The organism is Paenibacillus sp. FSL R5-0908 (assembly GCF_038006245.1).
GTDB lineage: Bacteria > Bacillota > Bacilli > Paenibacillales > Paenibacillaceae > Paenibacillus_AQ > Paenibacillus_AQ odorifer.
Genome location: NZ_JBBOUV010000001.1, coordinates 5,938,389 through 5,958,992, shown reverse-complemented (window position 1 = coordinate 5,958,992; position 20,604 = coordinate 5,938,389). Strand labels below are relative to the sequence as shown.

Here is a 20,604-nt window from a genome sequence, read left to right as displayed (position 1 = left end):
GGGGATATAAAGTGTTCAACAAACGATGGAAAAAGATCCTTTTATGGACGCTGTCAGTTATTGTAGTGCTGGGTGTTGGTGGCTTGTTCGCCGCGAATTATGCTGTCGATAAGCTGATGAATTCAATGGCAGATGGTTTTGATCTGGAGTCTGAGGATAATGTTGGTGGTCAAGATCAAGGAACAGCACCAACTGATACAGTTGATGATAGTAATGTCGATCCTGTAGAGTCCACGGTGCCTACTACTCCACCAGCAAATGATGAGGGAAGTAGTAATCCAAGTAGTGAAGATAACGATAAACCTAGTGGAGAAACAACAGCTTCTACTACTAGTGAACCGACCAAAGCTCCATCATCAGATTCAAAAAATGCGAATTCAGATGGTTATACAGCACAGGTCTCCACAGATAAAGCTAAGCAAATTCAAGAAAACGTAACGATTAAAGATAAAGCAGATGTCGCTTCAATAGTACTTGGTCAACTTAGTGTATCAGATATTAATCGTCTTAAAGATTTGGCAAAGGGTGGCTTAACGACTGAGGAGAAGCGTGAAGCGCGCAGTATCATACTAGGTAAAGTATCCACAGAGCAGTACAATGAGCTTTCTCAGATTGCTAAGAAGTACGGAGTCAGTCAAGGGAAAACACATGACCAAATCATTGCTGAAGAAGAACAATTAAAAGCGAAAGAAAAGGGAAGTGAATAAGCATGTCTAAAGCAACATTATCAGTCGTGGCTTTATCGTTAATTGCTTCAATTGGTTTAGCACCCTTAACAGCATCCGCACCTATATCAGTATCAGCAGCGGCAGTACCAAGTGCAACGCCTAAGGCTGCAAATAATACGATTAAAGTGCAAAGTATGAACGTGAATTTGATTTTTGACGGCGTGAGTATTCAGCCACCCGCAGGTCAGTATGTATTCATGTACAACAATACAACTTATGTTCCATTACGGTTTATGTCATATGCTTTACAAAAGAGTGTAGCTTGGGATGCTAAAAACGTTAAAGTTACCGTAGCAGAGCCTAGCAGTTCAGAGCTAGTTGTGATTAAAGAATACCTAATGAATGCAAAGAACGGGAATGGTTCTTCAGCAGCAGCGAAGAATATTGTCCTCAATCAAGTTAACGCAAGTTATGTATTTAACGGTGCAACCAAGGCTTTGCCTACAGGCCAATCTAGCTTCATCCTGAATGGTTCCTTATATGTACCCCTACGTTTTTTATCGGAATCTGTAGGTCATAACATTAGCTGGGATCAGAAGACGAAGACCATTACTGCAGCTTCCAAGGCTTATCAGGAACAAGCCACTAATGGATCGACAAACAATGGTAAGGATCCATCTCCAGTAGCGACACCAACGCCAACGTCAACGGATACAACGGGTGCAACAGGTGGTGGTTCTGCAGGAACTGGAAAAGTTTCATACGAAACTATCACTAGTGACACAGAAGCTAAACTTACGGCGCTTAAAAATCAAAGCCAATCTACATTAATGAGTATTGCGTTTGAATATGTTGGAGCAACAGATGAGGCGAGTAAGAAAAGTATTAAAGCTAAAGGGGTACAACAACTAGCCTCATTCACTGCTAGCTTCAATAGTATAGTTGCTGATGCTGAACAAAAACTGAACAGCAATGGGTACAGTACAGAAATTATTAGTCAATATAAAAGTGAATTTGAATCACAGCTTCAGTTAGGGAAAGATCTGGCTGCGGGAATGGCGGATTAAATATCCGCTGTTTCTTTATCAATATATATGCAGAGGTTGAGTGATGGATGAAGCCTTACTTAGTTGTAAAAAAAACACTTGATTGGATCACTGCTTGTTTTTTAATCATTTTATCTTCACCTATCATGTTAGCAGCAACTATAGCTATCAAGATTGGTTCGAAAGGTCCTGTTTTATTTCGTCAGAAGCGACCTGGTAAGATGGGAAAGATATTTACAGTGTATAAGTTCAGAACAATGTCATTAGAGACTGACCAAGATGGAAATCTATTACCTGACATACTAAGAATGACTAGAGTAGGTTCCTTTTTGAGAAAATGTAGTATAGATGAATTGCCACAATTATTCAATATTCTCAAAGGCGACATGAGCTTTATTGGTCCCCGTCCTTTACTAGTGCAATATCTTAAACATTATACTCCTGAACAAAATCGTAGACATGAAGTGGTCCCTGGCATTTCTGGGTGGGCCCAGGTGAACGGTAGGAATACCATCAGTTGGGAAGAGAAATTTCAATATGACGTTTGGTATGTAGATCATATTAGTCTCAGTTTGGATACTAAAATTGTCTTTAAAACCGTAAAAAACGTTCTAGTAAGAGAAGGAATAAATAATTCTCAGAATGATACGATGCCGATGTTCTCTGGAAGTACACTAGATATCTAAGTAGAAAGAGCGAAAGCTGGGTGAGTATGGATGTCTAAGTTATTGATTTTGGGAGCAGGTGGGCATGGCAAGGTTGTTGCTGATGCGGCGTTGAGTACTGGCACTTGGGATGAAATAGCCTTCCTAGATAATAATAAAGAGCTTAATGATGTATTGGGGAAAGCTGTATTGGGTGGATTTGAAAGTTATATGGATCATAGAGAAGATTATTCAGCAGCGTTTGTAGCCATAGGAAATAATGTGACAAGAATGATATGGCTGGAAAGACTTGAACGTGCAGGCTATGAAATTCCGAGTATCATTCATCCATCTAGTACAATAAGCAGATTCAGCCAGATAGAAAGAGGCAGTGTCATTATGGCTGGAGTAGTAGTAAATGCTAGTACTAAAGTTGGTAAAGGTTGTATTCTAAATACTTCTTCTTCTATAGACCATGATTGCATATTAGAAAATGGGGTGCACATCTCTCCAGGTGTTAATGTTTGTGGAACTGTTCATGTGAAAAGCTGTAGTTGGTTGGGTGTAGGTTCTAAAGTGCTAAATAATGTAACTATCGGATTTAATGTAATCGTAGCTGCTGGAACCATAGTAATAAAGGATATACCGGACAATGTAATGGTGGCAGGAGTACCTGCAAAAATAAAGAAAAACTTGGAGATGAAAAGCGATGTCGGAAAGGATTTTTTTATCCCCGCCTCATATGAGTGGGAACGAAATGAAGTACATACAAGAAGCGTTCGATACTAACTGGATAGCTCCCCTGGGGACAAATGTTGATAAATTTGAAGAAGAATTATGCGAGTACGTAGGCGTAGATCATGGATTGGCTTTATCTTCTGGCACAGCAGGTATTCATTTAGCACTGAAATATTTTGGTGTCGGTCCAGGAGATTATGTGTTTTGCTCAGACCTAACCTTTGCAGGAAGCTGTAACCCTATTCTATATCAATATGCTAATCCAGTTTTTATTGACTCTGAACCAGAAACTTGGAATATGTCTCCTATTGCTTTAGAGAAAGCGTTTGAGTGGGCTAAAAAAGAAAATAAAATGCCTAAGGCAGTTATTATAGTTGATTTATATGGTCAGAGTGCTGATTATGATTTGCTACTTCCGATATGTGAAAAGTATGATGTTCCAGTTATAGAGGACGCAGCAGAAGCGCTAGGTGCAACGTACAAAGGGAAAAAATGTGGTTCATTTGGTCATATTGGTATTTTTTCATTTAATGGTAACAAGATTATTACTACCTCAGGTGGTGGCATGGTTGTTTCCAATGACGAAGAGGCTATAAAGAAAATGCGTTTTTGGGCTACTCAATCAAGAGAGCCAGCAAAACATTATGAACATAAAGAAGTTGGGTATAATTACCGAATGTCTAATATTTGTGCTGGGATTGGTCGTGGGCAGTTGGAAGCTTTGGATGGTTTTATTGATAAGCGAAAAGCTATTAATGAACGATATAAATCATTATTGAATTTTCTTCCAATTAAGTTCATTCCCACCTCTAAAATCGCTAAACCCAATTACTGGTTGTCTGTTTTTTCCATCCATGAAGGTGGTCATAAGATTCGAGCGCGTATTCTTGATAAACTAGAAGAACAAAACATAGAAGCTCGACCTGTGTGGAAACCAATGCACTTACAGCCACTTTTTCAGGATAATATTTATTTCAGTCACTCAGATAAAGTTTCAGAAGTGCTATTTGATATAGGAATATGTCTCCCATCTGGTACAGGAATGTCTGAATTTGATATTGTGAGAGTTGTTACAATCATTAATGAGTCTTTCGAAGTTGTAAAAAGATAAGAATCATACGTATTGTTCTAATATTACAATGTACTTAAAAATGTGGTTATTTAGCTAGAATATAGTACATGCAAAATGTTTGAAGGCAACGATTGTTTAATATGAGCAATATGTAAAATATATGAAAGTGGTAAAATAATATGAAACGTATTTTAATTTGTACAACTATATTGTCAACAGTTAAAGCTTTTCTTATCCCGCACATACAATTGTTACAGGACATGGGATATATAGTTGATGTTGCGGGTAATAAAGATGTAAGTGATTTAGACGGATTTGTTAATAACGTTTATGATATCCCCTTTCAACGAAATCCTCTATCAAAATTAAATGTTATTGCAGCTCGTAATTTGAAGAAGATAGTTGACACTAATAACTATGATAAAATACATTTTCATACTCCTATCGCTAGTGCACTAGGGCGTTGGGTGGTTAAAGGAACAAGGAAATCCGGAACAAAAGTAATGTATACAGCTCATGGATTCCACTTTTATAAAGGATCTCCTTTGATAAATTGGTTAACGTATTATCTAGTGGAAAAATTTCTTTCGAGATACACTGATGTTCTGATAACAATAAATAAAGAAGATTATGGTAGAGCCCAAACATTTAAGGCTAGGAATGTAGAATATGTTCCAGGAGTTGGACTTAACATTGATTCTTTTAGGAATGTTTCATCAAATAGATATGAGAAGCGATTGGAACTGAATGTTCCCCAAGACGCTATTCTATTACTTTCTGTAGGTGAGCTTAATAAGAATAAAAACCATGGAACGATTATTAAAGCACTAGCAAGAATAAATAATCCTAATATCTATTATGTAATATGTGGAGAGGGAACAACTGCAACCGATCTTAGAAATTTAGCAATAGATCTTGGAATAGAAGCTCAGGTTAAGTTACTGGGATTCCGCACTGATATCGCTGGGGTATGTAAGTGTTCGGACATATTTGTTTTTCCATCTCGAAGAGAAGGCTTGGGATTGGCAGCCTTAGAGGCTATGGCATTGGGATTGCCTATAGTTACATCAAATGTACATGGAATAGTTGATTATTCGATTAATGGAGTTACAGGATTTAATTGTGATGCCGATGATGTAGAGGGATTTACATGGGCAATAAATGAACTTATTTTTAATGAAGATCTTATTACAAAAATGGGAAATTATAATAAAAACTCACTTAAAGCATTTGAATTGGATTCGGTTTTAAATAAAATGAGAGATATATATATAACTTATTGACTTTTTTAAAAAATATTATTGATTATTAAGTGGTTAACTAGGAGGATACAAAACTATAATAGACATGAAATGGAGAGAATGATGAACATAAGTAAGTTGTCATTTAGTATTATTATTCCTGTATTTAATGTAGAAGATTATTTGAGAGAATGTTTGGATAGTATTATTGAGCAGACCTATAAAGGATTTGAAGTTATTTTGGTAAATGATGGATCTACAGATAGATCCGGAATTATTTGTGATGAATATGCGGAAAAATACAGTAGCTTTTTAGTTATACATAATTTTAACCAAGGTGTTTCTGCAGCTAGAAATCTAGGGATAGATAAGGCTACCGGGGATTATATAATGTTTGTTGATAGCGACGATTGGTTGGAAAAAGAAGCCTTAGAAAAGATACATAAAATACTAATTGAATATCGATATGATATTTTAATGTATGGATTAATTAAGGACTCCCCTTTTGGAAGCAGAATAATTCTGGAACAGAGAACATCTGAAAAATATTTATCAAATGGGGAAGTTACGAATAAAATTCCCGCGTTAATAAAAAATGAATCAATAAATAGTGCTATTAAGGTTTATAAAGGATCTACTTTGAAGGACAATCATATCAGATTCAATACAACTATTGAAATTGCTGAAGATCATTTGTTTAATATACAGTGTTTTTTAAAGGCCAAGTCATTATATATTCTGAATGAAGTTTTATATCATTATATGATCCGTAGAAATACATCATTATCTAGGAAATTCACAGATAACAAATATAAAAAAATAATAATGGTGAATAATAAATTACTAGATTTAATAAAAAACGAGAATAATTATTATCAATTAAAGGAAGCATTAATACATATTCGATTAAAGAATATTTATTCCTGCTTCATGGACATGTTCAATCCGAACTGTAAATATTCATTATCTAAAAAGCTAAACTTTATTGACGATATACTTTTACAAGAAGAGAAGACTGATTTTAGTATTATCACAGATAGAATGTTCGTATTTTTAGCTATTGTTATGAAAACTAACTCTAAAGTATTTATTTTATTTATTAGTAAATTAATATTTATTATTAGAAAGAAATAGAGGTATTTGAATGGAATGTCTAATAAGTGTTGTTGTTCCAATATACAATGTTGAATTATACCTATATAAATGCATTGAAAGTATCATGCAACAATCTTATGAAAATATTGAAATTATTTTAGTGGATGACGGTTCGCTAGACAAAAGTGGAGATATTTGTGATGAATATGCAAAGAAAGATAATAGAATTAAGGTAATTCATAAAGAAAATGCAGGACTTAGTTCAGCGAGAAATGCTGGAATACATATATCAAAAGGATCTTATATCTGCTTTATTGATAGTGATGATTGGATAAATAAAGAATTTATTAATATGTTGTTTTTGAAAATAATTGAATATGATGCTGATGTTGTAGTATGTGGATTTATCTACGAATATGGGGAGAAAAATATAGAAAATAATTTTAAGAGTAGCCATGAGTTCTTGGATAGTCATGAAGCATTAAAGAATTTATATAATGAAAATTATCTAAATATGACAGTTGCATGGAACAAACTATACAAAAAGCAATTATTTGATACTATTCAGTACGAAGTTGGAATTATAAACGAGGATGAAAATGTTATTCATGAAATTCTTTATAAGAGCTCAAAGATTATATGTATAAATAAATGTTTATACCATTATAGAATGAGAGAAAATAGCATAACACAAAAGACATTTTCAGTTAAAAATTTAGACAGTGTATATGTATATGAAAATAGATTAGCCTTTTTTGAGGAGAAGAAAGAAAAAGAGTTTGTTGATCTAACATTATATAAGTACTTCAGGGTATTGTTGAATAATATTTGCAATGTATATTATAGCAATATTGATAAAAAATCTATGCATTTTGAGGAACTGAAATCAAAACTAAATTCTAATTTACATAGATTCATTAAATTAAATAATATGAACTTGTCTACCAGATCCTTATTATTATGTTATAGAATTAGCCCGATATTGGGGATATATTCAAATAAAATATTGCAAATAATTAACAAATCTTTATGAAAATAAGAATGAGTTTTTTTAAAAAAATTTTCCTCGAAATACAGAGGATCATAGTAGTTATAGGTCTAGTGAAGTGAAAGAGGTTGATTATGGAGATGGAAATGTTTTTTATTTTACTTTATATAATGTTGATTTTTTTTAGTCTATTAGTCTCGAAATTAAAATATCAAAAGTTCTTTCTTCCTAATACAGTTTTTACCATATTATGGGCAACAGTTGGTTTCTTATCTATTATAGGTGATATTGGAGCACTAAGACCAAGTGTAACAATTCATGGTTATGCCATCATCACTATAACGACTTTTAATATTACATATTTTATTTTTACGAAAAAAGCTCATCTTACCCCTAGTATTAATAATAAGAGCAATATTATATATGAAATAAATAATAAAGTTGTGTATTCAATAGAAATAATAGCTCTCTTATTGATAAGCCCTAATCTTCTTGCTTCACTAAAAGCAATTTTGGTAAATGGATTGGATTTGACTTATGTAAGAAATCAAACATATATATTACAAAGATTTGATAGTCAGATACTAATGTTTTTATATAGGGCAGTTCCTATGACGTTATTTTCAGTCGTTATGTTATTAGCAATATATAATTTAGTAAATGGAAAAAAGAAATTTCTTAATTTAGTTGTAGTGAATTTGTTTATAGAAATCCTCACTTTTGGAGGAAGAGGGAAACTGTGGAATTTTATAGCTTTTTTTATAGGGGCATTAATAATAACTGATAAATTAAAAAGTGTGAAGTTTAAAGGGAATAAGTATTTGATTTATGCTGTTATGGCCATGGTAATTGTTACTATTTTGCGTGGTGAGGATATACTAAATGTAATTAAAGCTGCTTACTTATATTTTGTAGGCCCCTTTTCTTATTTAGAACTAATAATAAGTGAACCTTTAAGGTTTGGTTTAGAAGAACCTGCTATGTATGGCTACTTAACACTAGGTTTTTTATTTGAACCAATTGTTCTTATACTTAAAGCATTATTTGGTTGGGGAATAGATGTTCCGAGCTACCATTTTAATATATATGCTCAAAAATTTGTTAATATAGGAGATACAAGTGTCGTCTTATATAACAACAATACAACTATGTTATACACTTTTTTAAGAGACTTTGGACCAAGTGGGATTATTATAGGAACTTCATTTTTAGCTTGGTTAATTTGTAATATTCAAAAAAAAGCAATCCAGAAAGATAATCTTAGATATAAAATTATATTGATATTTATGTATTCAATAATCCTTGATAGCGTCAGACTTTATATGCTTACTAATACTACTATTTTTATAATATTTATTACTTTATTATTTGTTATTAACAAACAAAAAAATACAAATTATATTGATGGAATTCGTAAAAATTGATTTTTTTTAAAAAATATTTTTTATTAAGGAAAGATTAAGATATTATCTTGAATAATACTAAGGGAGAACTGTGCATGAGAATCTTAAAGGGTGCTAAACGTACGATAAATAAGGTTGATTTGTTAATTAAGATCAACAAACTTAAAAAAGTTAAGAATAATGAAAAAATAATTTATTTATTATCACCTGAACATGGAAATATGGGAGATCAGGCAATTGCCATTGCAATAAAAAAATATCTTCAAGAAAATTTTAATGATAAAGTTATCTTAGAATTTTCGTATCTAGAATATACCTTAATAAAAGATAATTTAATAACTATTATAAATGATAAAGATATTATTTTTTTGCATGGAGGGGGAAACCTGGGGAATTTATATATAAATGAGGAGAACTTAAGAAGAGATGTTATAAATAGATTTCAAAAAAATAAAATAATAATTATGCCTCAAAGTATCTCTTTTACGAAGGATAATAACGGTGCTCATGAACTGGAAAAAACAAAGAAAATTTATAGCGAACATGATAATTTGAATATTATTTGTAGGGAAAATAAAAGTTTTAAAACTGCACAAGAAATATTTCCAAAGAATCAATTATTATTAGCACCTGATAGTGTAATGTATTTAGAAGATTACTATATGCAAACATTAAAAAACAGAAGTGGTATATTACTAGCATTAAGAAGTGATAAAGAGAAGGTGATAGATGATAATCTAATCAAAAAAATTAAAGATGCTATAAATGATACAGATGAAAAGATTATATATAGAGATACAATAATAAGTAAAAAAGTTAATGAGAAGAATAGAGTTTCTGAATTCAATAAGATGTTAGATTCATTTGCAAGTAGCAAGTTAGTAATAACAGATAGATTTCATGGAGTTATTTTCTCTGTTATAACTAAAACACCTTGTATCGTTTTCAAATCATTAGATCATAAAATATCTGAAGGTATTAAATGGTTTGATAATATGGAATATGTACATTATTCCGAAGATGAAAATGAAAATCTGAATGATATTATTAAAAAATTTTTAAATTTAGAGATCGCTTCTACTAATAATGAATTAAAAAGTAAACTTGTTAATGAAATGAGTCGAATTATTGTTTAAGAAATTTAGTCAATGAAAATAAAATAATAGGTATTTAATTTTTTGATTTATTTTAAACTCGGTGCAGCAAAATAGCGGGAGGTTGCTCATTTTCTTTATACTTTTTGAATAGCAATAAGAAATAGAAGATTGAATAATTTTAAATTATCAACGATTTTAATACTATTTCTACTAATAATTTAAAAAAATAGGTGCATTTTAAAATTATGAATAAATATAAAAAATTAATAAGTAATTCAGTTGTTTTTGCAATAGGGGATCTTGGAAGTAAATTGATTTTGATTTTTTTGGTTCCATTATATACATACTATTTATCTACAAATGAATACGGTACGATAGATATCATTACTACAACGACTAGTATGTTATTACCAATTATCTCATTAAGTATCTATGATGCGGTATTAAGATTTGTTATGGATAAAGATTACGATAACGATGTAGTATTTACTAATTCATTAATGGTTACAATATTAGGTTCTTTAGTTGTTTTATTGTTTTATCCTCTCTTATCGTACTTTCATATATTAGACGGATTATTAGGTTATATGTATATCATTTTTATTTTGCAAGCATTTCAATCAATATTCACACAATTTGTAAGAGCAATTGGGAAAATAAAAATTTACTCCTTTAATGGTATTTTAATGACGATCGTTACAGCTGGAATGAGCATTTTATTAATAGTAAATTTAGGTTGGGGTATAGATGGATATTTTATATCTATAATTATCGGAAATTTTATATCAATAATGTTCTTGTTTTTTTATACAAAAATATACACTTACGTTAAATTCGATAAATTAAGCAAATCCACTACTAAAAAAATGCTGATTTATTCTATACCGCTTATACCAAATGCACTTATGTGGTGGGTTATGAATGCATCTAATCGTTATTTTATTTTATTTTTTGTAGGGGCCAGTGCGAATGGATTATTCGCCGTTGCAAATAAGATACCTAGTTTCCTCTCGATACTAAATACGATATTTTTTAAAGCATGGCAATTATCTGCTATTGAAGAGTATGGTGATGAAAGTAAGGCGAAATTTTATTCTCAAACTTTTTATTATTTTTCAGTTGTTATGTTTGTAGGTACCTCAATTATTTTGATGATCTTAAAGTATATGATGGGAATTTTAGTGTCAGAAGAGTTCTTCTCTTCTTGGCAATTCATTCCTTTCCTGTTGATAGGTATAGTTTTTTCAAGCTTTTCGGCTTTTTTAGGTACAAATTATATAGCCGCAAAGCAAACAAAAGGTATATTTAGAACATCACTAATTGGTGGAACCATAAATATTATATTAAATCTCATATTTATACCTTTGGTTGGAACAAATGGAGCAGCTATCTCAACAATGATAAGTTTTTTGGTTATATGGATATTGCGCACTTATGACACTAAGAAATTTATCAATATGAGAATAGATATAATACACATAGTAATAAACTTAGTATTAATTTTTACACAAGTATTAATATTGTATATTGAACTTAGTTTACCTGCAGAATTTACTATAGAACTCGTGTTATTTTTTTTGGTACTTATAGTTAATAAGAATATATTAGAATTGATAAAACAATTTCGATTAAATTCAAAGTTGTAGAGCTTATAATAGAAATTTTGGTATTTGAAATGTACTCACGTAATAAAATGTTTCTAGAAGTATTTTTCATAGCTTTATCTACTTATTCTAACAAGTATTAGTTTTTACGATGTATTATGTATAACTAACAATACATAGTGGGGGTACTTGGGCGTTTTTATTATGCTACTCTGTCAAATACCCGTAAATTTCTTAACATAAACGATTTTAAGATTGCTTGAACTCATCAATTTGTTATTATCCCTCTCATAAAAGTCACTATCTTAATAATCTATTACGAGAACTAGAGGGTGAACTTCATACCATGAAAGTTGTAGAATTACATAAAATAATTATTTAGAAGGTCAACAATTTTCATTAATGACTATTTGAAATTTGTAGCAGTTTAGTGAAGACCTTATAAATTAGCTAAAAATAACTCATCCTAACCGTAGCGAACCTACGGTTTTTTATTTATAATAATTATTATCTGGATTTCATAAAGCGTTCAAAAAATCTGTAAAAAGTCTTATTTTCGTGTGATATACTTAACACAGTGTTTTGAGATGTTGTGAAAGTGAACGGTATGTAAGATATTAATTTATATAATTGGATTTCAGCAACTTATAGAGACTAGGATGGTGAACTATCGATGCACATCGTCGTCGTTGGCCTGAATTATCGTACGGCTCCCGTGGAGGTTCGGGAACAGTTTGCTTTTGCGGAAAGTGATCTTCCGGCAGCGCTCCATCAACTGATGAAGACGAAGGGTGTGCTAGAAGGGGTCTTAGTAGCTACCTGCAACCGTACGGAAATTTATGTGGTGATGGACCGCCTTCATATGGCTGGTTATTTCATCCGCGGCTTTATGGAGCAATGGTTTGGTGTGAAAAGCGAGCAATTTGCTCAGCATATGTATATTTATGAAGACGAACAGGCGATTGCGCATTTGTTCCGCGTGACCTGCGGTCTGGATTCCATGGTGATTGGGGAGACGCAGATCCTGGGACAGGTGCGGAGTTCTTTTCTCACAGCTCAGGCTGAGGGTGTAACTGGAACTTGGTTCAATCGGTTGTTCAAGCAAGCGGTGACGCTGGGCAAAAGAGCACATAGTGAAACGTCAATCGGCGAGAGTGCAGTATCTGTCAGTTATGCGGCTGTGGAGCTGGGCAAGCGGATTTTTGGCATGTTCACTGGGAAAAAAGTGCTGATTCTTGGCGCCGGCAAAATGAGCGAGCTTACCGTGAAGCATCTATACAGTAGTGGTGCGGCAGAAGTGATTGTCGCTAACCGTACGCTGTCGCGTGCGATTGAATTGGCGGAGAAGTTCTCGGGTAAGCCGAGCACGATTGAAGATGCGTTAACAACTCTAAATGAAGTAGATATCGTGATCAGCTCGACAGGAGCAGATGGGTATGTGCTTACGGCTGATAAGGTAGCGCATGCTATGAAACGCCGCCCTTCGCGGCCGCTTTTTATGATTGATATTGCTGTACCACGTGATATTGATCCTGCGGCGGCAAATGTGCCGGATGTTTTTTTGTATGATATTGATGATCTGGAGGGCATTGTGGAGAACAATCTGGAAATGCGCCGAAGTGAAGCTGCGAAGATTGAAGTGATGATCAGCGAGGAAATGGATGAGTTCCAGCTGTGGCTCAAGACGCTTGGTGTAAGACCGGTGATCCGGGCGCTCCAGGATAAATCGAATACGATTCATGAAGAAACGATGGAGAGTCTGTTCAATAAGCTGCCCGAGCTGGACGAGCATCAGCGGAAAGTAATCCGCCGCCTGACTAAAAGTATCGTGAACCAAATGATGCATGATCCGATCAATGTAATTAAAGAGCTGTCCGGCGGTAAGCAGGGGAATGAAGCTCTTGATTATTTTTCTAAAATCTTTGCGTTGCAGGAACAGCTCAAATCCGATTCAGATGATGGAGACATTGCCCCGGTTAAGCAGTCTAGTTCTGGAGAACGTACGGCTGGCAGCGCTGATTTTTCTGTGCCTAAAACGGCGCTTGCTCCGGCAGGCTTGCTGGGTGGGTGAATAATATGCAACTGCTGAACGGAATATATGACGCCGCTCTGCTGGTCTATGCCCTGAGCCTGCTGTTTGTTTTCTCGGATTGCCTTAAAAGGAGTCCGGGTGGGAAGCGGTTAGGCACGGGGCTTCTTGTTGTTGTGGGTCTTTTGCAAGTTGCAGGACTTGGAATTCGTTTCTCTCAGGAGAAAGGCCTGCCTATTTTTACACCTTATGATTTCTTGTTTTGGTTTGCGTTTAGTATTGTGCTGACTTCGCTTGCGGTGGCTTTTACACGTGGTGGCGAGTTTACGATTCTGCTGCTCAGTATGGCTGGGTTTAGTGTTTTTCTGCTTAATCGGGTGTGGCTGACGGCGGGTGGACATACGCTTGAGACTTGGAGTGCGGTGTATGGCTGGCTGACGATGCATGTGATTTTGGCAAATTTGAGTTTTGCAGCACTGACGTTAGGGACGGTTTTTGCAATATTGTACTTGTTCCTGCACACCAGACTCAAAAGCAAGAAATGGAGCGACCGGATCCGTCGTTTGCCGAACCTAGAGACTACAGATAAATACTCTTACACCGCTATTTTGGTGGGCACGCCTTTGCTGGGAATATCACTGGTGGTGGCTGGTTTATCTATAGTATCTGAGGGACGGACGCTTTTATTGAAGGATCTAAAAGTATTAACGACTCTTATCGGTCTTGGGATTTACATATTTTATATTATCTTTAAGAAGTCCGGGCGGAAAAGTGGAGTAAGTATGGCTCGCTGGGCGATTTTAGGATATGCTTTTATTATCTTGAATTTTCTGTTGAATTCTTGGTCTGATTTTCACGGTTGGAGCGGGGAGTGAAGGGCATGACGCGTTATTTACCCATAATGCTGGATTGTGAAGGGCAGCCCTGTGTGGTTATTGGCGGTGGTGTCGTGGCTGAACGTAAGGTGAGCGGGCTGTTGGAAGCTGGAGCGGCGGTTAAGGTGATTAGTCCTTCTTTGACAGATTCGCTTGATTCTCTAGCTGAAAAAGGTCTCCTGATCTGGATGGACCGTACTTATGCTCCCGGAGATCTCCGTGGGGCCTTTCTCGTATATGCAGCCACTAACGATAGGGCGGTTAATGAAGAGGTTGCTCAGGAGTCTAGGCGGCTTGGAATTCATGTAAATGTGGCCAGCCATGCCGAAGCGGGAAACTTTATCACGCCTGGAGTGGTTCGGAGGGGACGTTTGACGGTAGCTGTATCTACTTCGGGTGCTGGCCCGCTTGCGGCAACGAAGATCAAAAATGTGCTTGAAAAAGCGCTGGATGTGGCGTATGAGCCATATTTGGATTTTGTGCATGCCATGCGTACCCGGATTAAGGAAAAAGAACCTTCTGCTGAAGTTCGTGGAAGGCTTTTGCGGAAGCTGGGCGCGCTGGATGTGTTGAACGAGATGAGCAAGGGTACCTTCATAGCGTGGAGCCCGGAGGATATGGACGCTTGGATTGCTGAGCAGCGGGTGGAGTAAAAGTGCGCGTGGACACTGTAAAGATTACAAAATTGGGTTAGATTAAGATATGAAGTGATGAGCGGTTTTGAGTAACATGATATATGGCTAACTTGGCTCATAGTGGCTGGAATGGTGGAATGTACGGTATAAATACTGTTGAATTGGGATGGAGTAGCTGAGATGGCGGGATGTACGGTATAAATGCTGTTGAATTGGCTCGAAGTGGCAGGAATGGCGGAATGTGCGGTATAAATCCCGTTGAATTGGGTTGAAGTAACTGGAATGGTGAAATGTACGGTATAAATCCCGTTGAATTGAGCTTAAGGAGCTGAGATGGCGGGATGTACGGTATAAATCCCGTTGAATTGGGATGGAGTAGCTTAGAGGGTGGAATGTACGGTATAAATCCCGTTGAATTGGGCTTAAGTAGCTGAGATGGTGGAATGTACGGTATAAATACTGTTGAATTGGGCTTAAGTAGCTGAGATGGTGGAATGTACGGTATAAATACTGTTGAATTGGGCTTAAGTAGCTGAGATGGTGGAATGTACGGTATAAATACTGTTGAATTGGGCTTAAGTAGCTTAGATGGTGGAATGTACGGCAACAAAGCCCTCTAAACGAGCAACAGTCGCCGAAGGAGCTAAAAGAAGGGCAAAAATGCCTTTAAATTGAGCAACAACAGCCAATTTAGCAAAAAGAGAGGCACAAATGCCCTCTAATCGAGCAACAGTCGCCGAAGGAGCCAAATGAAAGGCAAGAATGCCTCAGGCTTGGTGGGAGTCATCCGAAGTAGCGAATTCAAAGGCAATAATGCCTTTTTTAGAGTGAGAGTAGTTAATTGATTAGTTTGGGTTTGGCTTTGGATTTCTAGTGCAAGGTTCTGCGGTGAAGAGTAAGAGGCGAACGTTACCAGGAGGAATGGACAAATGCGTAAGGTTATAGTGGGGAGTAGACAGAGCGCGCTTGCGTTGACGCAAACGGGACATGTGATTGCTGATCTGGAGCGACTTAGCGAGGAGCATGGTTTTGGATTTACTTTTGAAGTGAAAAAGATCGTCACCAAAGGTGACCGCATTCTTGACGTTACTTTATCCAAGGTAGGCGGCAAAGGGTTGTTCGTGAAAGAAATCGAGCAAGCGATGCTGGAAAAAGAAATCGACATGGCGGTGCACAGCATGAAGGATATGCCATCCGAGCTACCGGATGGGTTGATCAATGGTGCTGTGCCGAAGCGTGTCGATCCGCGTGATGTTTTGATCTCTAACGGAGGCATCTCGCTAGACGAGCTGCCTCCGGGTGCACGCGTAGGCACAAGCAGCCTACGCCGATCCAGCCAGCTTGCTGCGCTGCGGCCTGATCTGGTCATTGAGCCCGTGCGCGGCAACATTGACTCGCGGCTGCGCAAGCTGGAGAGCGGCGAATACGACGCAATCCTGCTGGCAGCGGCGGGGCTGTCGCGCATGGGCTGGCAGGATCGCGTGAGCGCCTACCTGCCGCCGGAGGTTTGCCTGCCCGCTGTAGGGCAGGGCGCACTCGGCATCGAGTGCCGTGCAGATGACGCTGACCTGCGGAAGCTGCTGGCATTATACAACGATGCCGATACGGCATTGACGGTAGCGGCGGAGCGCACGTTCCTTGGCGTGCTAAACGGCGGCTGCCAAGTGCCGATTGGTGCTCATGCGGTGCTTGACGCAGCCGCCAAAGCTGCTACCGCTGAGCACAAAGTAATCTCGTTAACGGGGATGGTGGGAACACCGGACGGTTCAACGATTTTGAAAGAAACTTGCACGGGGGTTGACCCGGTACAGCTCGGCGAAGAAGTCGCTAAAAAGCTGATTGCAAGAGGAGCGGAGAAGATTCTGTCAGACGTTAGGGGATGAGTGGATTGACGGGGAAGGTTTATTTGGTAGGTGCAGGTCCTGGGGACGCAAAGCTGATTACTGTGAAAGGCCTCGAGTGTATCCAAAAAAGCGACGTACTGGTGTATGATCGCTTGGCAAGTCCTAGATTGCTGAAATGCATGAAACCCGGCGGGGAGAAGATTTATGTAGGCAAGCTGCCGGATCGCCACACGATGAAGCAAGAAGAGATTAATCAATTGTTAGTTGATTTGGCTTTACAGGGGAAAACAGTGGTGCGGCTTAAGGGTGGGGACCCTACGATTTTTGGCCGGGTGGGTGAAGAAGCGGAGCTGCTGCGCAAAAATGGGATCTATTACGAAATCGTACCGGGCATCACGTCAGCGATCAGTGTACCTGCCTATGCCGGTATACCTGTTACGCACCGCGATCATGCCTCTTCCCTGTCGATTATCACCGGGCATGAGAGTCCGGATAAACTGGATCATTCCATTCATTGGGATAAAGTAACGAACGCCACGGGAACGTTAGTGTTTCTGATGGGCGTAGCTAAAATAGGTTATATCAGCGCTCAGCTGATCAAGCACGGACGGCCGCCAGAAACACCAGTGGCACTTGTGCGCTGGGGCACCCGCGCGGATCAGGAGACGCTGACGGGAACCCTCGCCGATATTGAGGCGAAGGTGAAGGCGGCGGATTTTCAGCCGCCGGCAGTCATCGTCGTTGGCGACGTGGTGCTGCAGCGTGAGCAGCTGAAGTGGGTCGAGGCGATGCCGTTGTTCGGCAAACGCATCGTGGTGACACGGGCTCGCAGTCAAGCAAGCGAGCTGGTGGATAGAATTGAAGAACTCGGCGGGGAACCCTACGAGTTCCCGGTGATCGAGACGATCATGCCGGAAGGGGCAGAGAAGAAGGCGAAGATTGCAGCGGCGTTTGGCGCGCTGGAATCGTACGACTGGGTATTCTTCACTAGCCCGAACGGCGTGGAGTTTTTTTGGCGCCACTTGGCGGAGCTGGGGGCGGACATTCGCGGGCTACACCGCGCGCGTATTGCAGCGGTGGGGCCAGGCACAGCCGCCGCGCTGGCGCAGCGCGGGGTGATTGCTGAAGAACTTCCGGCGAAGTTTCAGGCGGAAGGTCTGATTGAGACGTTCGGTCCCCAGCTGCTGCCGGGACAGAACGTGCTATTGCCGCGCGGCGATCTGGCGCGGGAATGGCTGCCGGACAAGCTGAGAGAGCTTGGCCTTCAGGTGACAGATGTGGATACTTATGAAACGGTTGTCACTGGTGAGGATGACGACGAGCTGCTGAAGCTGCTAGAGGAAGGTCGCGTACACGCGGTAACCTTCACCAGCTCGTCAACCGTGCGTAATTTCTTACACGTCCTGAAACGGATGGGGCTTGAAGATCCGCTCCCGCTGCTTACACACGTGAAAATCGCCTGCATCGGCCCGTTAACGGAGCAGACTGCGGTAGACGCGGGACTGACACCGGGACTCTTGCCTGAAGAGGCAACCATAGATGGTTTGGTGCAGGAGCTCTGCCGCTGGAATGCGGAGACTCAGCTGCAGTAGCGCTCGGAGCGAGGATAGAACGAAGCAATAGTTTACTGGTGAGCTCAGCTTAAGTAGCTTACTTTCTGGTGGAAAGGTAGAAGCTGATTACTATGCGGGGTGAGTAAGAGCTGTTCAACGGAGAAAGGCAGTGCCTGCTTAGAAATATAGCATTCAGCTTATAATTTGTTACATTACAGGCTAGAGTTTTGTTCGTAGTTACTAAATAGTTCGTAGTTACTAAATAGTTCGTGGTTACATGTGAGTTCGTGGTTACTAAATAGTTCGTAGTTACATGTGAGTTCGTAGTTATTAAATAGTTCGTAGTTACATGTGAGTTCGTAGTTACTAAATAGTTCGTGGCTACATGTGAGTTCGTAGTTATTAAATAGTTCGTGGTTACATGTGAATTGGTAGTTATTAATGAGTTCGCGGTTACTTTTACTAACTAACATTTGTTGGTTTGCTCGCCGTTATATCTACGCTCAAAAGTGCCACATCGCTACCTTCAAGTAACATATAAATTGAACTCCGAACGTAGTGACTTATGGAGTTCGGAGTATAATATTTGGTTGTAAACTAACTGGTATGTAGAGAATATGCAGTAGATTAATGTCAGCAGATCTGCTTAAAGTTTAGGTTTAGTTGTACTTTATACAATTAAATTTCCTATATATCAGTTAAAGTCGAGTTTAGTTGCAGTATGTGCAATTAAATATCCGCTAAATGAGGAATCTTCGCTCTTTTGTAATAAATAACTGTAGAGAATGCAACTAAAGCTTACAATTAGGACAAAACATCGAGATAGTTGCACAAACTACAACTATACGCAGTTAGCCAGTGGTCGGCAGTTTGAATGCGGCTAATTTGGACTTGGTTGCGGTTAGTTGTAGTTTGTCGGCAGTTTGAATGCGGCTAATTTGGACTTGGTTGCGGTTAGTTGTAGTTTGTTGGCAGACACATAGCTTGGTTTTATATTTTATTTTTCAGGAGGATGAATAAATGAGCTTTCCAATTACACGTCACCGCCGTTTGCGCGGTTCTGCTGGAATTCGTGGCATGGTGCGGGAGACGATACTGAATGTGCTGGATATGGTACAGCCTATTTTTGTGACTTATGGAACAGGTGTGAAGAATGAGATTAGCTCGATGCCGGGCGTGTATCATTTTTCGCTGGATACGTTAAAAGCAGAAGTGGACGAGATTGCCGCACTAGGCATCCCGGCTGTATTGTTGTTCGGGATTCCTGAGACGAAGGATGCTATCGGTTCTTCCGGTTTTGCAGAGGATGGAATTGTGCAAGAGGCTACTCGCTTGATCAAGCAGTGGTACCCAGAGCTGTTGGTCGTTGCAGATACCTGCCTTTGTGAATTTACGGATCACGGACATTGTGGAATGGTGCATACGCATACGGTGAATGGTGTGGTCCATGGCGATGTTATCAACGATGCCTCGCTGGAGCTTTTGACTCGTACGGCGGTATCCCAAGCAAAAGCTGGAGCAGATATTATCGCCCCTTCCAACATGATGGATGGATTCGTTCACGCAATTCGTGCGGGACTTGATGAGAATGGCTTTGAGCATGTGCCGATTATGTCGTATTCGGTCAAATATGCTTCGGCATTTTATGGCCCTTTCCGCGAAGCAGCGGATTCAGCGCCACAGTTCGGGAATCGCAAAACGTATCAAATGGACCCTGCCAATCTGCGCGAAGCACTCCGTGAAGCAGAATCCGATGTGCTGGAAGGCGCGGATATGTTAATGGTGAAGCCGGCACTGGCTTACCTAGATGTGATTCGTACGATTCGTGATCAGTTTGATCTTCCTTTGGTGGCTTATAATGTGAGTGGAGAATATTCCATGGTAAAAGCAGCGGCACTGCAAGGCTGGATCGACGAGCAAGCCATTGTGCTGGAAATGCTGACGGGCATGAAACGTGCTGGTGCGGACATTATTATTACTTATTTTGCAAAAGATGCAGCCCGCTGGCTGCGCGGCTAATCTTCATCATACCGACATCGCGGCAGTTAATATATATTTGTACAAGCTTGTGT

18 protein-coding genes are annotated in these 20,604 nt (G+C 38.5%); 17 read left to right on the top strand and 1 reads right to left on the bottom strand.

Going from position 1 to position 20,604, the window contains the following annotated elements; translation table 11 throughout:
* The first annotated feature begins 11 nt into the window (after positions 1–11).
* The 14 genes from MKZ09_RS27135 to MKZ09_RS27070 all read left to right on the top strand — a co-directional run bounded on the left by MKZ09_RS27135 (position 12) and on the right by MKZ09_RS27070 (position 15,153).
* Positions 12–707, top strand: a complete 696-nt coding sequence (locus MKZ09_RS27135) for a hypothetical protein (RefSeq protein ID WP_076208550.1) — start codon at positions 12–14, stop codon at positions 705–707.
* A 2-nt stretch (positions 708–709) separates the two neighbouring features.
* Positions 710–1,735, top strand: coding sequence for a copper amine oxidase N-terminal domain-containing protein (locus MKZ09_RS27130; protein WP_076208551.1), 1,026 nt, complete (start codon positions 710–712; stop codon positions 1,733–1,735).
* Between the two features lie 47 nt (positions 1,736–1,782).
* A complete protein-coding gene (locus tag MKZ09_RS27125) occupies positions 1,783–2,400 on the top strand; it encodes a sugar transferase (protein WP_076208552.1) in 618 nt (205 codons plus the stop codon).
* A 30-nt stretch (positions 2,401–2,430) separates the two neighbouring features.
* A complete protein-coding gene (locus MKZ09_RS27120; protein WP_076129420.1) occupies positions 2,431–3,147 on the top strand; it encodes an acetyltransferase in 717 nt (238 codons plus the stop codon).
* On the top strand, positions 3,116–4,207 hold the full coding sequence (locus MKZ09_RS27115) for a DegT/DnrJ/EryC1/StrS family aminotransferase (protein WP_445323458.1): 1,092 nt from the start codon (positions 3,116–3,118) through the stop codon (positions 4,205–4,207). Before MKZ09_RS27120 ends, MKZ09_RS27115 begins: the two co-directional genes overlap by 32 nt.
* A gap of 140 nt (positions 4,208–4,347) precedes the next feature.
* Positions 4,348–5,451, top strand: coding sequence for a glycosyltransferase (locus MKZ09_RS27110; RefSeq protein ID WP_076208554.1), 1,104 nt, complete (start codon positions 4,348–4,350; stop codon positions 5,449–5,451).
* A 78-nt stretch (positions 5,452–5,529) separates the two neighbouring features.
* A complete protein-coding gene (locus MKZ09_RS27105; RefSeq protein ID WP_341041534.1) occupies positions 5,530–6,543 on the top strand; it encodes a glycosyltransferase family 2 protein in 1,014 nt (337 codons plus the stop codon).
* 10 nt (positions 6,544–6,553) lie between these two features.
* Positions 6,554–7,537, top strand: coding sequence for a glycosyltransferase family 2 protein (locus MKZ09_RS27100; RefSeq protein ID WP_341041532.1), 984 nt, complete (start codon positions 6,554–6,556; stop codon positions 7,535–7,537).
* An 89-nt stretch (positions 7,538–7,626) separates the two neighbouring features.
* Positions 7,627–8,916, top strand: coding sequence for an O-antigen polymerase (locus MKZ09_RS27095; protein ID WP_341041530.1), 1,290 nt, complete (start codon positions 7,627–7,629; stop codon positions 8,914–8,916).
* A gap of 74 nt (positions 8,917–8,990) precedes the next feature.
* Positions 8,991–10,031, top strand: a complete 1,041-nt coding sequence (locus MKZ09_RS27090; protein ID WP_341041529.1) for a polysaccharide pyruvyl transferase family protein — start codon at positions 8,991–8,993, stop codon at positions 10,029–10,031.
* Positions 10,032–10,237: 206 nt separating this feature from the next.
* A complete protein-coding gene (locus MKZ09_RS27085; protein WP_341041527.1) occupies positions 10,238–11,638 on the top strand; it encodes a lipopolysaccharide biosynthesis protein in 1,401 nt (466 codons plus the stop codon).
* A gap of 631 nt (positions 11,639–12,269) precedes the next feature.
* Positions 12,270–13,667, top strand: a complete 1,398-nt coding sequence (gene hemA, locus MKZ09_RS27080) for a glutamyl-tRNA reductase (protein ID WP_076129406.1) — start codon at positions 12,270–12,272, stop codon at positions 13,665–13,667.
* Between the two features lie 5 nt (positions 13,668–13,672).
* On the top strand, positions 13,673–14,500 hold the full coding sequence (gene ccsA / locus MKZ09_RS27075) for a cytochrome c biogenesis protein CcsA (RefSeq protein ID WP_076129405.1): 828 nt from the start codon (positions 13,673–13,675) through the stop codon (positions 14,498–14,500).
* Between the two features lie 5 nt (positions 14,501–14,505).
* The gene (locus MKZ09_RS27070) at positions 14,506–15,153 is read left to right on the top strand and encodes a precorrin-2 dehydrogenase/sirohydrochlorin ferrochelatase family protein (RefSeq protein ID WP_076208326.1); all 648 of its coding nucleotides are present in this window, start codon (positions 14,506–14,508) and stop codon (positions 15,151–15,153) included.
* Positions 15,154–15,250: 97 nt separating this feature from the next.
* On the opposite strand, the gene MKZ09_RS34545 is transcribed toward MKZ09_RS27070, so the two are convergent.
* On the bottom strand, positions 15,251–15,742 hold the full coding sequence (locus MKZ09_RS34545) for a DUF1720 domain-containing protein (RefSeq protein WP_445323457.1): 492 nt from the start codon (positions 15,740–15,742) through the stop codon (positions 15,251–15,253).
* A gap of 322 nt (positions 15,743–16,064) precedes the next feature.
* Here MKZ09_RS34545 and hemC point away from each other — a divergent pair, with 322 nt between their 5' ends.
* From hemC to hemB, 3 genes are all read left to right on the top strand, one after another.
* Positions 16,065–17,018, top strand: a complete 954-nt coding sequence (gene hemC / locus MKZ09_RS27065) for a hydroxymethylbilane synthase (protein ID WP_076208331.1) — start codon at positions 16,065–16,067, stop codon at positions 17,016–17,018.
* A 5-nt stretch (positions 17,019–17,023) separates the two neighbouring features.
* Complete coding sequence (cobA, locus tag MKZ09_RS27060; RefSeq protein ID WP_076208361.1) at positions 17,024–18,571, top strand: uroporphyrinogen-III C-methyltransferase; 1,548 nt, start codon at positions 17,024–17,026, stop codon at positions 18,569–18,571.
* 981 nt (positions 18,572–19,552) lie between these two features.
* Positions 19,553–20,551: a porphobilinogen synthase gene (gene hemB / locus MKZ09_RS27055; protein WP_076137785.1), complete on the top strand. Its 999-nt coding sequence runs from the start codon at positions 19,553–19,555 to the stop codon at positions 20,549–20,551.
* Positions 20,552–20,604 lie beyond the last annotated feature (53 nt).